Origin of the sequence: Coralloluteibacterium stylophorae (assembly GCF_018122625.2) — a bacterium.
GTDB lineage: Bacteria > Pseudomonadota > Gammaproteobacteria > Xanthomonadales > Xanthomonadaceae > Coralloluteibacterium > Coralloluteibacterium stylophorae.
Genome location: NZ_JAGQFT020000005.1, coordinates 175,219 through 188,438 on the forward strand (window position 1 = coordinate 175,219; position 13,220 = coordinate 188,438).

The 13,220-nt window shown below is 74.8% G+C and carries 11 protein-coding genes and 2 pseudogenes; 9 read left to right on the plus strand and 4 right to left on the minus strand.

Translation table 11 applies throughout. The features are described from left to right. Positions 1-37: 37 nt before the first annotated feature. The 5 genes from KB893_RS09320 to KB893_RS09340 all read left to right on the plus strand — a co-directional run bounded on the left by KB893_RS09320 (position 38) and on the right by KB893_RS09340 (position 5,833). Positions 38-1,252: an MFS transporter gene (locus KB893_RS09320; RefSeq protein WP_211924935.1), complete on the plus strand. Its 1,215-nt coding sequence runs from the start codon at positions 38-40 to the stop codon at positions 1,250-1,252. A 50-nt stretch (positions 1,253-1,302) separates the two neighbouring features. Continuing rightward, the gene (gene ubiA, locus KB893_RS09325) at positions 1,303-2,229 is read left to right on the plus strand and encodes a 4-hydroxybenzoate octaprenyltransferase (protein ID WP_211924936.1); all 927 of its coding nucleotides are present in this window, start codon (positions 1,303-1,305) and stop codon (positions 2,227-2,229) included. 5 nt (positions 2,230-2,234) lie between these two features. After that, the gene (locus tag KB893_RS09330) at positions 2,235-3,278 is read left to right on the plus strand and encodes a hypothetical protein (protein WP_211924937.1); all 1,044 of its coding nucleotides are present in this window, start codon (positions 2,235-2,237) and stop codon (positions 3,276-3,278) included. Between the two features lie 83 nt (positions 3,279-3,361). After that, positions 3,362-4,441 carry a hypothetical protein gene (locus tag KB893_RS09335; RefSeq protein WP_211924938.1) on the plus strand — a complete coding sequence of 360 codons (1,080 nt, stop codon included), beginning with the start codon at positions 3,362-3,364 and terminating at the stop codon, positions 4,439-4,441. Between the two features lie 228 nt (positions 4,442-4,669). Next, positions 4,670-5,833, plus strand: coding sequence for a hypothetical protein (locus KB893_RS09340; protein WP_211924939.1), 1,164 nt, complete (start codon positions 4,670-4,672; stop codon positions 5,831-5,833). Here the strand turns inward: KB893_RS09340 and KB893_RS09345 are convergent. Continuing rightward, entirely contained in the window at positions 5,830-6,084 is a 255-nt protein-coding gene (locus KB893_RS09345; RefSeq protein ID WP_211924940.1) for a hypothetical protein, read from the minus strand. The two genes, KB893_RS09340 and KB893_RS09345, sit on opposite strands and share 4 nt — an antisense overlap. A 152-nt stretch (positions 6,085-6,236) precedes the next feature. Here KB893_RS09345 and KB893_RS09350 point away from each other — a divergent pair, with 152 nt between their 5' ends. Genes KB893_RS09350 through KB893_RS09360 form a run of 3 tightly spaced genes read left to right on the plus strand, consistent with a single transcriptional unit; the run spans position 6,237 to position 8,241 of the window. Then, positions 6,237-6,812 carry an RNA polymerase sigma factor gene (locus KB893_RS09350; protein ID WP_211924941.1) on the plus strand — a complete coding sequence of 192 codons (576 nt, stop codon included), beginning with the start codon at positions 6,237-6,239 and terminating at the stop codon, positions 6,810-6,812. Next, on the plus strand, positions 6,809-7,327 hold the full coding sequence (locus KB893_RS09355) for a hypothetical protein (RefSeq protein WP_211924942.1): 519 nt from the start codon (positions 6,809-6,811) through the stop codon (positions 7,325-7,327). The genes KB893_RS09350 and KB893_RS09355 overlap by 4 nt, the downstream gene beginning before the upstream one ends. A gap of 11 nt (positions 7,328-7,338) precedes the next feature. Continuing rightward, the gene (locus tag KB893_RS09360; RefSeq protein WP_211924943.1) at positions 7,339-8,241 is read left to right on the plus strand and encodes a DUF4097 family beta strand repeat-containing protein; all 903 of its coding nucleotides are present in this window, start codon (positions 7,339-7,341) and stop codon (positions 8,239-8,241) included. Between the two features lie 15 nt (positions 8,242-8,256). Here the strand turns inward: KB893_RS09360 and KB893_RS09365 are convergent. The 3 genes and pseudogenes from KB893_RS09365 to KB893_RS09375 all read right to left on the minus strand — a co-directional run. Further along, positions 8,257-9,463 (minus strand): annotated as a pseudogene (locus KB893_RS09365) (ATP-binding protein); the annotation flags it as partial. Positions 9,464-9,482: 19 nt separating this feature from the next. Further along, positions 9,483-10,253: pseudogene (locus tag KB893_RS18810) on the minus strand (serine hydrolase domain-containing protein); the annotation flags it as partial. A 61-nt stretch (positions 10,254-10,314) separates the two neighbouring features. After that, complete coding sequence (locus tag KB893_RS09375; RefSeq protein WP_246505544.1) at positions 10,315-10,740, minus strand: nuclear transport factor 2 family protein; 426 nt, start codon at positions 10,738-10,740, stop codon at positions 10,315-10,317. A gap of 223 nt (positions 10,741-10,963) precedes the next feature. Here KB893_RS09375 and KB893_RS18710 point away from each other — a divergent pair, with 223 nt between their 5' ends. Continuing rightward, a complete protein-coding gene (locus KB893_RS18710; RefSeq protein WP_211924944.1) occupies positions 10,964-13,207 on the plus strand; it encodes a pre-peptidase C-terminal domain-containing protein in 2,244 nt (747 codons plus the stop codon). Positions 13,208-13,220 lie beyond the last annotated feature (13 nt).

The window sequence follows — 13,220 nt, forward strand, 5'->3', positions numbered from 1 at the left end:
GGCCCTAGCGTCGCCCGGGGCATCCGCGGGAGACGGCGTGGCAGCGCAGCAGGAACCGCACGACAGGCATCGCTGGCGCGCGCTCGCGCTGCTCGCCCTCGCCCTGGTGCTGTCGATGACGCCCTGGTTCTCGGCCACCGCGGTGATCGCGCAGCTGCGCGAGGCCTGGGGCTTCGGGCCTTCGTTCGCGGCCTGGCTCACGATCGCGGTGCAGCTCGGCTTCGTGCTCGGCGCGCTGGTCTCGGCGCTGTCGGGCCTGGCCGACCGCGTGCCGGTGCGGCGGGTGATCGTCTGCGCCGCCGTGGGTGCGGCGCTCGCCAACGCGCTGGTCCTGCTCGCGCGGTCGCCGGCCGAGCTCCTCGCCGCACGGATGGCCACCGGGGTGTGCCTGGCGGCGGTGTATCCGCCGGCGCTGAAGCTCATCGCCACCTGGTTCGTGCGCGGCCGCGGCCTGGCGCTGGGCGTGCTGATCGGCGCGATCACCATCGGCTCGGCGATGCCGCACCTGGTCAACGCCTTCGGTGGCGCGCAGTGGCAGCGGGTGATCGCCGCCAGCACCGTGGCGACGCTCGCCGGCGCGGCGGTGGTCGGCCTGCTGGTGCGCGAGGGGCCGTACCCGTTCCCGGTGGCGCGGGTGCGGCTCGGCGACGTCGGCGCCATCCTGCGCAACCGCGGCGTGGTGCTGGCGACGCTCGGCTACTTCGGCCACATGTGGGAGCTGTACGCGATGTGGGCCTGGTTCGCGACCTTCGCCGCCAGCGCCGTCGCCAGCGGCGGCGACCCGCGCACCGCCTCGCTGCTGACCTTCGTGGCGATCGCCGCGGGACTGGCCGGCTGCATCGCCGGCGGCCTCGCCAGCGACCGCATCGGCCGCGCGCGCACCGCCGCCATCGCGCTGGCCGTGTCCGGCGCCTGCTGCATCGCCGCCGGCTGGGCGCATGCGGCGCCGCCGGCGGTGTTCCTCGCCATCGCCATGGTCTGGGGCGCCAGCGTGATCGCCGACTCGGCGCAGTTCTCCGCCCTGGTCACCGAGCGGGCCGACCCCCGCACCGTCGGCACCGCGCTGACCCTGCAGCTCGGCCTCGGCTTCCTGCTGACGGTGGCGACGATCTGGATCCTGCCGCTGCTCGCGGCCGCGCTGGGCAGCTGGCGCTGGGTGTTCCTGGTGCTGGTGCCGGGACCGCTGCTCGGCGTCGCGGCGATGTGGCCGCTGATGCGTCCGCGCCCCGGCGCCGGGCCCGCGCGCGCCTGAGCCGGCGCCTCACCGCGGCGCGGCGGCCCAGGTGCTAGCCTTCGCGCCCCATGTCCTACGAACGCTTCCAGGAGCGGCCCGCGCCGCCGCCCTTCGACCTGCGCGCGCGGCTCGGCCAGTACTGGCTGCTGGTGCGCGGCGACCGCCCGATCGGCACCCTGCTGCTGCTGTGGCCGACCTGGTGGGCGCTGTGGCTGGCCGCGGACGGCCTGCCGCCCTGGCACCTGCTGGCGATCTTCACCGCCGGGGTATGGCTGACCCGCTCCGCCGGCTGCGTGATCAACGACTACGCCGACCGCTGGCTCGACCCGCACGTCGAGCGCACCCGCGACCGCCCGCTCGCCTCCGGCGCGGTCGGCGGCCGCGAGGCGCTGGCGGTGTTCGCGGTGCTGATGCTGGTCGCCTTCGGCCTGGTGCTGCTGACCAACCGCCTCACCGTGCTGCTGAGCGTGGTCGGCGTGGTGCTGGCCGCCAGCTATCCCTACCTCAAGCGCTACACCTACTTCCCGCAGGTGTACCTGGGCATCGCCTTCGGCTGGGGCATCCCGATGGCCTTCGCCGCGGTGCAGGGCACGGTGCCGGCGCTGGCCTGGCTGCTGCTGCTGGCCAACGTGCTGTGGGCCACCGCCTACGACACCTGGTACGCGATGGTCGACCGCGACGACGACCTCAAGGTCGGCGCGAAATCGACCGCGATCCTGTTCGGCGACGCCGACCTCGCCGCGCAGGCGCTGCTGTACGTGGCCACCTTCGCCACGCTCGCGCTGGTCGGCACGCGCGCGGACCTCGGCCCCTGGTTCTTCGGCGGCCTGGGCGTGGCCGCGGCCTGCGTGGCGTGGGAGTTCTGGATCTGCCGGCGCCGCGAGCGCGGGCCCTGCTTCCGCGCCTTCCTGCACAACAACTGGGTGGGCGCGGCGGTGTTCGCCGGCATCGCGCTGGCCCTGTGGTTCGGGCGCGCCGGCGTCCACGGAGCATGACCCCGATGACGACGATGCCGATCCGCCGCGCGCTGCTCGCGCTCGCCCTGGCGCTGGCCCTGCCGGCCGCCGCGCAGGACGTTCCGCTGGAGCCCGCCGATGCCGCCGAGACGAGCGCCGCCGACGCCGCGGCGGCCTACTACGGCGCGGTCGCGGAGTCGCTGTCGGCGAGCGCCTCGCCGTTGGACCGCATCCTCGCGCTCGACTACGCCACGCTCGCCGCCGCCGCGGCCGGGCGCGAGCCGGAGCCGGTCGACCGCGCCCGGGTCGAGGCGCTGGCCGAGGCCGCCGGCGACGATCCGCAGGCGTTGGCCCTGCTGATCGCCAACGCCGCGCTCGACGGGCTGCCCGACCTGCGCCAGCGCCTGGTCGCGCGCCTGCTCGAACTGGATCCGCATGGCCTGGTCGCGCAGCTGCAGGGCATCGCCGCCGCCGGCGACGATCCCGCGCTGCTGACCGAGCGCATCGTCGATGCCGCATCCAACACGCCGCTGCAGGGGCGTTCCGCCGCCTCGCTCGACATGTACGCGCGCCTGGCCGAGCGCCATCCGCTGCCGCCGGCGCTGCTCGCCGCCGCGCCCGGCGTCAGCGCCCGCCTCGCCGGTGAGACCGCGGCGCTCGCCCTGTGGACCCGCGACGTGCCCCCGCTGCGCCCGCTGATGCGGGCCTGCGCGGCGACCGCGGTGGCGAACGATCCCACCCGCGACCGCGCCTGCCAGACCCTCGGCCGCAGCCTGTTCGAGACCGGCGACACGGTGATCGTGCAGACCGTCGGCTTCGCCGTGCTGCGCCAGCTCCTCGCCGATCCCGACGCGGTGGCCAGGCTCGAGGCGGCGATGCGCCGGATCGAATGGCAGCAGGAGCAGGTCGGTGCGCTGATGGCCGACCCGGCGCGGCGCGAGAACCGGCTGCACGCCTGGTTCACCGCCATGCGCACGCCCGGCACCACCGAATCCGGCAACGCCCGCGCCTTCCTCGAACGCGAAGGCGCAGCGCTCGACCCACCCGCCGACTGGCGCTCGCGCCGGGAGCGCGACGAGCAGGAATGACGCGCCTCCGGGCCTGACCTGCGGCACATCCGTGGGGCGGTCCGGCCGGTGCAGGCTGGCGCTGTCCCACAGGGAGAGGTGGCATGCAACGACAGATCGGATCGATCCTCGCGCTCGCGCTGTCGAGCATGTCGCCGGCACTCGCCGGGCCAGCCGGGGCGAGCGAGCCGCATTGGCCCGACGACTACTGCGCTGCGGTCGCCACCCCTGCGCTGCGGAATATCTGCATCGAGCGGCACGCCTCGGATGCCGCCGCAGGGGAAGGCGAGGAAAGCGCCGCAGGCGATATCGCGCTGCTGATCCCCTGGTGGGAAACCGTCGCCGCCAGCCTCGCCGGGGACGCTGACGTGCGCCGACGCATTCTCGGGCTGCAGGTCGGGCGGCTGTTCCTCGGCGAAGACGGCTCCCCCGCGGAGTCCACGAACCTGGCCGCCGCCGCCGGCGACGACCCGCTCGCGCTGCGCATGCTGCTCAACGCGCTGGACGATGGCGAGGCCGCGGTGCGGCGGGAGCTGGCGGCGCGCCTGGTCGCGGTCGAGCCGACCAGCGTGCACGCGCTGCTCCATGCGCTGGCGGCCGCGCACGGCGACGCCATCGAAACCGACCGGATCCTGCTGTCCTCACGCGTGGCGGAAGGGCCGAGCGAAGGCTACTCGTCGCAGCTTGCGTTCTACATCGATGTCCTCGCCGACCACCCGCCGCCCGCCGCCATCGCCGGCCCGGCGACCGCAGGCCCGACGGTCGAAGCGGCGTTCGCGCTGCTGCACGCCACCGCCATGCCATCCTTCATGCCGCTGTTCGGCGCCTGCAGGGACGCCGCGCAAGCGGCCGCGCGACGCGAGCCCTGCCGCGCCATCGCACGCGCGATGGCCCTGCGCGCGGAGACCGCGCTGACCCGCAACATCGGCTTCGGCCTGTGGCGTGCCGTGGAAGACGATCCGGGCGCGATGGTGGAGATCGCCGGGGCGGAGCGCATGTTCCAGTGGCGGATGCTGCAATCCGGCTTCCTCCTCGACGACGACGCCGCACGGTTCGCGCGGCTGTTGATGCGCCCGGGCAGCACCGAGGTCGATGCGATGGCCGACATCCTCGCAGAGCACGGCGTCGCCGCCGAACCGCCGCCCGGCTGGCGGTCGTGGGACGAGCGGGCCGACGCGCGCTGACTTCTGGCGGCGAGACAGCTGGAGGCGAGGTATTCGCGAGAAGCGGCGGGAAGCGACGTCACGTCACCGGTGGATGCTCCGGGCGCGGGCGATCGCGCATCGGCACCGAAGTACCGGCCAGCTGCCGTCGTCGGCAGATCGAAGTGCGGGCCACCGCGCCCTGACCTGCGGCACATCCGCGACGGTCCGGACAGTGCAGGGTGGCGCTGTCCCACAAGGAGAGGTGGCATGCATACGAAGCGGGTTTGGACGGTGCTGCTCGCAGGCGTGGCGGCGGCCGCGCCGTGGCTGCCGGCGGCGGGCGATGCGGTGGAGGCGCCCACCGCGGCCGAGGAGGCGCGGCTGCGCGAGGAGTACCGCGCGTATGCGGAACTGCCGGCTGTGCAGGAATCGGAGTGCCGGATCGCGGTGCTGGAGGTTGCGAACGGGCCGCGCGACGCAGGGGGCGCGGCCGTGGAAGCGGCCGAACACGCGATGGCGGGGTACTACGACGCCTTGCAGGCGCGGCTCGCCGCCAGCGAAGACCCCGTGGAACGGATGATGGCATTGCGTCTGCGCGACATGCCCGGCCGCACGTCCAGCAGCGACGACCCGGCGCGCAGCACCGCGATCGCCGCGGAGGTCGACGTCGCCTGGACCGATCCGGTCGCGCTCACGCACGCGCTCCTGATGTTGATGGCGTCGATGGACGACACCCTGCAGGAGCGCATCGGCGCTCGCATCCGCGAGCTGGATCCGGAGAACCTGGTCGGGCTGCTCGCGGGTCTGGAGCGCGCCGCCTCGCCCGCGGCGGAGACGGCGTTGCTGCAGGCCGTGCGGGCCGGTGGGCGCATGCCGGTCCATTCGCGCTCGCTCCTGCGGCACTACGTGCGGGCACTGGCGGCCGAGCCGCTTCCGCCCGAGATGCGCGCTGCGCTGGAGACGGATCCGAACTTGGCGCCGTTCGCCGACATCGTCACCCCCATCGCGCTGTGGGCGGCGCACATGCTGCCGTCCTACCAGGCCCTGACGCGGGCGTGTTCGAAGCACGCGGTGGCGCAGGATCTGGCGCGCGCCGCGCCGTGCGAGGCGATCGGCGAGGCGCTGGCGACGTCCGGCGAAACCCTGATCGACGAGTTCGCCGGCATGCGGATCCTGCTGGACCTGGCCGCGGATCCCGACGCCGTGCGTGCGCGACGCCGTCTGGCGGAGTGGCGGATGGAGCAGTTCCAGACCCTGTCGGCGACCGGCCCGCGTCGGACCGCGGCGCTGACGGCGTTGCAGGGCGATTCCGCCTACGACGATCGGACGGAATCGGAACTCATGGCCATCCTGCTGGAGCAGGCAGGCATGGCGGTGACGCCGCCCGCCGACTGGGTGAGCCCGCGGGAGCAGCGGGAGATGGCGCCCTAGGCGGCGGGCCGCGTCAGGCACAACGGCGCGGCGGCAGGCGGCGACGATGCGCCGGCGAAGGGCAGGCCAGCGTGTGGCGTCCATGCCGCGCAGGTGCGGGTGAGGCAGGCCACCGCCCGCGCATGCGCGGCGTCGACCAGACAGGCGCGCAGGCCGCGTCCGCTGCCGTCCAGTTCGACCGACCAACCGAAGAGATGCGTCGCGCACCACAGCACGCACAGCAGGGCGATCGCCCCGAGCCCGGATTGCATGATCGTTCCTTGTCCGCTCCGGCGCGCATCGCGCCGTCCGCGACCCATCGCCGCGCACGCAAGTTGGATGCGGCGTCGGCGCGGAGGGTTTAACCGCCGTCGGCGCCGGGCCGCGTTTAAACCCTCCGCCGGCCGGGCGCATCCAAGCGACTATGCTCAGCGACGCCGTGCTCATGCCCGATCCCGTCATCGACGCGCCCGCCCCGGACGACGCCAGCCTGGCGCGCGCGGCCGTCGCCGGCGACGTCGCGGCCTGGGAGGCGCTCTACCGCCGCCACGCGCCGCGCCTGTACGCCGTCGCCTGGCGCCTGTGCGGCGGCCACGCGGCGCGCGCCGAGGACGTGCTGCAGGACGCCTTCATCAAGGCCTGGCAGGCGCTGCCCGGGTTCCGCTTCGAGAGCGCGCTGGCGACCTGGCTGCATCGCCTCGCGGTCACCACCGCGCTGATGGAACTGCGCGCGCGCGCCGGCAGCGGCGATCTCGAGGACGGCGAGGACGGCATGGCGCAGATCGAGAGCGCCGGCCGCTGCACCGCCACCGGGCTCGACCTGGAACGCGCGATCGCGACCCTGCCGCCGCGCGCGCGGGCGGTGCTGGTGCTGCACGACGTCGAGGGCTGGACGCACCACGAGATCGGCGCCGAACTCGGCATGGCCGTGGGCAGCTCCAAGGCACAACTGCATCGCGCGCGCGGTCTGCTGCGCGCGCGGCTGGGAGAAGGACCATGAGCAACGACCACGACGACACCGACCTGCGCTTCCGCCTGCGTGCGCTCCCGCGCGAGATGACGCCGCCCGCCCACGTCTGGGACGCAGTCGCCGCGCACGCGCGCGACGTGCCGCGGCCGGCGCAGCCCGTGCGGGTGCGGCGTGCGCGCTGGCCCGCGCTGTTCGCCGTCGCCGCCTCGATCGCGCTCGCCGTCGCCCTGCTGCCGCGGACCGGACCGACGCCGGCCTCGGCGCCGGAGCCCGTGGCGACGCCCGCCCCGCCCGCGCTCGTGCAGCAGGCCGAGCTCATCCGCGGCGAATACCGGCAGGCGCTCGCCGCGGTCCCGGCGACGGAGGTCTCGCCGGCCCTGCAGCCGGCGCTCGACGAACTCGACCGCAGCGCGCAGGAGATCCTCGCCGCGATCCGCGCCGAACCGTCCGCGACCTTCCTGCTCGGCCATCTGCAGCGCACCTATGCGCGCCGCCTCGAACTCACCCTGCGCGCCGCCGTCGGTCCGGCCGCCGCGCTCACCTGAAGGAGACCGCCATGACCTCTCGAACCCGCGTCCTCGCCCGTGCGGCGCTGCTGCTCCTGGCCGCGGCCACCGCCGTTCCCGCGTTCGCGCAGTCCGCCATCGACGAGTCCCGACCGCTCGCCAGCGGCGGACGCGTCGAGGTGGACAACGTCGCCGGCCTGATCCGCGTGCGCGGCTGGGACCGCGACGCGGTGTCCGTGACCGGCGACCTCGGCGGCGCCGAGCGCCTCGACATCGACGCCAGCGCCAACCGCGTGCGCATCAAGGCCGTCTACCCGAACGGGCGCGGGCACCGCGACGGTGCGCGGCTGGAGCTGCGCGTGCCGGCCGGCAGCGAGCTGGAAGCCAGCGCGGTCAGCGCCGAGGTCGACATCGCCGAGGTCGACCTGCGGCGCCTGGAGGTCGATACCGTCAGCGGCGGGGTCGAGGCGCGCGGACGCGCCGCCGAGGCGCGCATCGAGGGCGTCAGCGGCGGCGTGGAGGCCGAGCTGGTCACCCGCCGCCTGGGCGTGGAGACCGTCAGCGGCCCGATCACCGTCGGCGGCGAGATCGACGGCGTGGTCGAGGCCGAGGCCGTGTCGGGGCCGGTGACGCTGACGCTCGGCACCATCCAGGAACTCCGCGGCGAGACCGTTTCCGGGCCGCTGTCGGTCCGCGCCGCCGGCCTCGCGCCGGGCGGCGGGGTGAGCCTGGAGACGGTCAGCGGGCGCATCGACCTGCACCTGCCGCGCTCGACGTCGGCACGGCTGCGCCTGTCGAGCTTCAGCGGCGGCATCGAGTCGCCGGTCGGCGAGGTGCGCCGCCCGAAGTACGGCCCCGGCAGCAGCCTCGACGCGCAGGCCGGCGACGGCGACGGCGACATCGCGATCGAGACGCTGTCCGGCCGCATCCGGCTCGACCTCGGCGGGCGCTGACCGCACCCCGGCGGCTCAGGCCGGCTGCGCGGCGAGCATCTCGCCGACCTTCTCGGCGAGCGCGTCCAGGGCGAAGGGCTTGGTGATCATCGCCATGTTGGTGCCGAGGAAGCCGGCGCGGATCGCCGCGTTCTCGGCATAGCCGGTGACGAACAGGATCGGCAGCGCCGGACGGTGCTGCCGCGCGATCTCGGCCAGCTGGCGGCCGTTGATGCCGGGCAGGCCGACGTCGGACACCAGCAGGGCGATGGCTGCCGGACCTTGCAGGATCGCGATCGCCGACTGCGCCTCGCCGGCCTCGAGCACGCGGTAGCCGAGCTCCTGCAGCAGCTCGCGCACGAGCAGGCGCACCGAGACGTCGTCCTCGACCACCAGCACCGTCTCGCCGCTGCCCTCGTGGGGCGGCGGTCGTGGGATCCGCCGCGGGCGGTGCGCCGTGCTGCGCCACGTCCGCCGCCGGCAGGTAAAGGCTGACCGCGGTGCCGGCGCCCGGCGTGCTGTGCAGCCGCACCTGGCCCTTCGACTGCCGCGCGAAGCCGTACACCATCGACAGGCCGAGGCCGGTGCCCTGGCCGATCGGCTTGGTGGTGAAGAAGGGTTCGAACACCTTCTCCAGCACGTCCGGCGGCATGCCGACGCCGGTGTCGGTCACGGTCAGCACGACATACGGCCCCGGCTCGATGTCGACGCCCGGCGCGATGCGTCCGGCGTCGAGTTCGGTGGCGCGGGTCGTCACCGTCAGCGTGCCGCCCTCGGGCATCGCGTCGCGGGCGTTGATGGCGAGATTGAGGATCGCGCTCTCGAGCTGGTTGGCGTCGGCCACGCAGGGCGGGACGCCCTCGCCGGGGCGCACCTGCAGGCTGACGTTCTCGCCCAGGGTGCGCCGCAGCAGTTCCTCCAGCGAACGCACCAGCGCGTTGACGTCGAGCGGCCGCGAGTCCAGCGACTGCCGGCGCGAGAACGCCAGCAGGCGCGCGGTCAGCGCCGCGGCGCGCTGCGCCGAGGTCGAGGCGGCGTCCATGAAGCGCTCCAGCCCGTCGGTGCGCCCGGAGGCGATGCGCCGTCGCACGATGTCGAGCGCGCCGATGATGCCGGTCAGCATGTTGTTGAAGTCGTGCGCGATGCCGCCGGTGAGCTGGCCCACCGCCTCCATCTTCTGGCTCTGGCGCAGCGCGGTCCCGGCCGCCGATGCGGCGCGCAAACCAGGCATAGCCGTAGCCGTCGCCGGTGAAGGCCGAGCGCGTGCGCGGCGTCCACGAGGCCTCGATCCAGGCCGCCGGGATCAGTCGCTCGCCGTCGGCGGTGACGCCGCCGCGGCGCACCAGCTCGCCGAAGGCCAGCAGCGAGCGCGGCGTCATCGCCATCTGGTTGCCGCCGAAGTGGATGCCCTGCGGATCGCGGTCCCAGGCGCTGATCGCGAAGCCGTCCAGCGGGCCGAGCCAGTCCTGCGCCAGCGCCCGGGTCGAGCGCCCGCCGACCCGCGCCAGGATCGCCGAGAGCAGGTGGCTGGAGCCGGTCGAATACAGCATCGTCCCGCCCGGCTCGTCCACGAAGGGCTGCGCCAGCGCCGCGCGCACCCAGTCGTCGCTCGCCACCCAGCGTCCGTAGTTCGGCCCCGAGGTGCGGCGCAGGCCGGCCTGCATGCTCAGCAGGTGGCCGATGGTGATGTCGGCCAGGCGCGGGTCCGGATCCGGCGGCAGCGCATCGGCCAGCAGCGGCGCGATCGGCTGGTCGACGCCCTCGAGCAGGCCGCGGTCAATGGCGATTCCGACCAGCGCGGAGACGATCACCTTGGAGGCGGACTTGATGTTGGTCGGCGCGTCCTCCGCGCCGCCGTGGTAGCCGCGCGCGGCGAGCAGTTCGCCGTCGCGGGCGACCAGCACGGTGCGCAGCGGGGCGAGCGCGGCCGCCTCGTCGAGGACGGTGTCGAGCGTGGCGGAGGGCCGTGCCGAGGCGGGCACGACGGTCGCGAGGAGCACGAGCCAGGCGAGGAGGACGCGGACCGAACGCATGCGTCCAAGTGAGGCGGATGCGGTGGCAAGCGCAGGTGAGCGCCGCCGCTGCCGGCATGCGCTAGCTGCGGTCGACGATCGCGCTGATCGCGCCGGCGCGGAAGCCGAACAGGGTCTGCCCCTCGAGCTCGACCAGGGTGCCCGCGGACGGGCCGTCGCGCATGTCGTGGGCGAGGACGCCGCGGAAGGCCACCCGCGCCACGGCGACCTCGCCCTCGAACGCCAGCGCCAGCACGCGCTGCGAGCGCGCCGCGAACAGTCCGCGCGAGTGCGCGGCCAGCGCGAGGAAGCGGTCGCGACCCTCGGTCACCGCGGTGAGCTGGCCGTCGACGACGTTCTCGAAGCGGACGTCCTCGGTCACCAGCGCGCCCAGCGCGGTGAGGTCGAAGCTGTTGTAGGCCTCGACGTAGCGGGCGATCAGCTGGCGGCAGGCATCCGGATCCATCCTGGCGTCCTCGATGGGAACGGCGCCGGCGATAGGCGGCATTGATCCATCCTGCCGCGCCGCAGGCCGGCGGTCCAGCGGCCGCTCGCGGCTGGTGTCCGTCCGCGACCCGCGGCGGATTGCGCAGGCGCGCACGCGGCATGTCAGCGCGTGCCGGCGCCGGCGCGGCGCGGGCGTGGACCTCCTGGCGGCGGCCGTGCAGGCGCTATAAGGCAGCGTCGTTCCGGGGGGAGGACGGCGCTCCCCATCCAACCAGGACCGTCCCGTGCACGTACGTCTTCCCGTCGCGGCGCTCGCCGCCGCGCTCGCCTCCCTCACCGCCGCCGCCTCGGCCGCGCCCTTCGAACTCGAACCGCTGGCCGTCGTCGGTGGCCAGATCGCCGATCCCGTCGAGATCGGCGGCCGCGTCTACCTGCCGATGGGACGCGGTCTCCTCGTGCTGGAGCGCGACCTCGCCGGCGGCGGCGATGCGGTCGGGCGCAGCGTCGGCCTCGCCCGCGGGCGGATCAGCGGCCTGGTCCACGTCGACGGCTTCCTCTATGCGACCTGGCGCCGCGCCGACGGCCGCTCCGGCCTGGCCACCTGGTCGCTGGCCGACGCCGACGCGCCGGCGCTGGTCAGCGACCAGGACGCGCCCGCGCCGTACGGCTTCAGCACCCTGACCGCGATCGCCGCGGTCGACGGCGCGCTGGTGCTGTTCGACAGCGACAACGGCCTGCTGCACGGCAGCCTCCAGGTCCCCTCCGAGCCGCAGCTGAGCGCCACCGGCATCCCCGCGCCGCCCGCCGGCCGCGTGGCGGTCGACGGCCACTTCATCCGCAGCTTCGGCAAGGGCTGGATCGGCGCCAGCCTGGCCACCCTCGACGCCAGCGATCCGGCGATGCCCTACGTCGCCGACGAGATGCCGGTGGACGGCGTCACCGTGTTCAGCACCCACTTCGCGGCGCCCTGGGCGATCGGCGCCGGCGCCGCGTTCACCGTGTTCGACCTGTCCGATCCGTCGGGGGCCATCGTCCAGCGCAGCCAGGTCACGGACGGCCCGCTGGCGACCCAGGCGGTCCTGCTCGGCGCGCGCGCCTACACCATGGGCTTCGACGGCCTCGACGTCTGGAACGTGGCCGATCCCGACGCGCCCTTCGTCGCCGCGCACGCCGACATCGACACCCTCGGCACCGACGCCGCGCTCGCCGGCGACGACGACATGCTCCTGTTCACCCGCACCGATCGCGCGGTCCGCGTCGACGCCGCCGCGCCGGACGCGCCGGTCGCGACCGCCGAGGTCGTCCTGGCGGGCGGGACCTCCGCCTACGACGTCGCCCTGGCCGGCGACCGCCTGCTCCTGGTGCAGAACGCCTACGGCCTGTCGGTCGCCGAGGCCGACACGCTCGCGCCGGTCGCGCGCTGGGAGGCCGACCTGCCGCCGAGCCTGCAGGCGCGCGCCTTCGAGGCCATGACCGTGGTCGGCGACATCGCCTACGTCTCCTCCTGGGGCAGCGGCCTGTATGCGCTGGACATCGGCGATCCGGACGCGCCGGTGCAGGTCGACTACGAGCCCTTCGACTTCGCCGCCGAGAGCGTCGCCGACGACGCCGGCCACCTGTTCGTGGTGCGTGCGACCAACGAGCCGGGCATCGGCGTGTTTGACCTCGACGCCGCCGGGCTGCCCGCCTTCCGCGGCTTCTGGCCGATGTCCGACAACCCGCTCGCGCTCGCCGTCGACGACGGAATCCTCTATGCGCCGGTGAGCGGCACCGACGGCGGGTTCTACGCGTTCGACATGCGCAACCCGGACGCGCCAGTCCAGCTCGCGCACTACACCGACGACTGCGCCGCGCCGAGCGACGTGGTGCTCGAACCCGCGCGCGACCGCGCCTACGTCGCCTGCGACCAGGGCGTGCAGGTGCTCGACGTGAGCGATCCCGCGCAGCCGGTGCGCGTGGCGGCGGTCCCGGGCGAGCCGTGGTCGGGCGGGCGCCTGGCCCTGCAGGACGGGCTGCTGTGGTTCGCCGACGCCGCCGGCCTCGGCGCCTGGGACGTGCGCGCGGAGGGTGCGCCGGTCGCGGTGGCGCATGCCGACCTCGGCGGCGACGCGCCGGTCCGCCTGCGCGTGCTCGCCGACGGCCGCCTCGCCGTGCCCACCGGGCAGGCGGGCCTGCACCTGTTCGCCGCGCCCGCGCTGCCGGAGACGCCGGCCATCCCGCTGGAGAACGGCGTGCTGGTGCGCGACCTCGCCGGCGCCGCCGGCGACGAGCTGCTCTACCGCGTCGACCTGCCCGCCGGTGCCACCCGCCTGCGCGTGCTGACCGCCGGCGGCAGCGGCGACGTCGGCCTGTCGATCCGCCGCGGCGCGGCACCGACCGACACCGAGTACGACGCCCGTTCGACGCGGCCCGGCAACAACGAGACGGTCACCGTGGACGCCCCCGCCGCGGGCACCTGGTACGTGCGCGTGCACGGCGAAAAGGCGTTCGCCCGCCTCAGCCTGCGCGCGAGCTGGACCACGCCCTGACCCCGACCTAGGC

Coding starts and splice junctions, on each gene's coding strand:
- KB893_RS09355 (WP_211924942.1), top strand. CDS start 6,809: ATGAGCAACGACCACGACGACACCGACCTGCGCTTCCGCCTGCGTGCG.
- ubiA (WP_211924936.1), top strand. CDS start 1,303: ATGTCCTACGAACGCTTCCAGGAGCGGCCCGCGCCGCCGCCCTTCGAC.
- KB893_RS09345 (WP_211924940.1), bottom strand. CDS start 6,084: ATGCAATCCGGGCTCGGGGCGATCGCCCTGCTGTGCGTGCTGTGGTGC.
- KB893_RS09335 (WP_211924938.1), top strand. CDS start 3,362: ATGCAACGACAGATCGGATCGATCCTCGCGCTCGCGCTGTCGAGCATG.
- KB893_RS09375 (WP_246505544.1), bottom strand. CDS start 10,740: ATGCCGCCTATCGCCGGCGCCGTTCCCATCGAGGACGCCAGGATGGAT.
- KB893_RS09340 (WP_211924939.1), top strand. CDS start 4,670: ATGCATACGAAGCGGGTTTGGACGGTGCTGCTCGCAGGCGTGGCGGCG.
- KB893_RS09360 (WP_211924943.1), top strand. CDS start 7,339: ATGACCTCTCGAACCCGCGTCCTCGCCCGTGCGGCGCTGCTGCTCCTG.
- KB893_RS09330 (WP_211924937.1), top strand. CDS start 2,235: ATGACGACGATGCCGATCCGCCGCGCGCTGCTCGCGCTCGCCCTGGCG.
- KB893_RS09350 (WP_211924941.1), top strand. CDS start 6,237: ATGCTCAGCGACGCCGTGCTCATGCCCGATCCCGTCATCGACGCGCCC.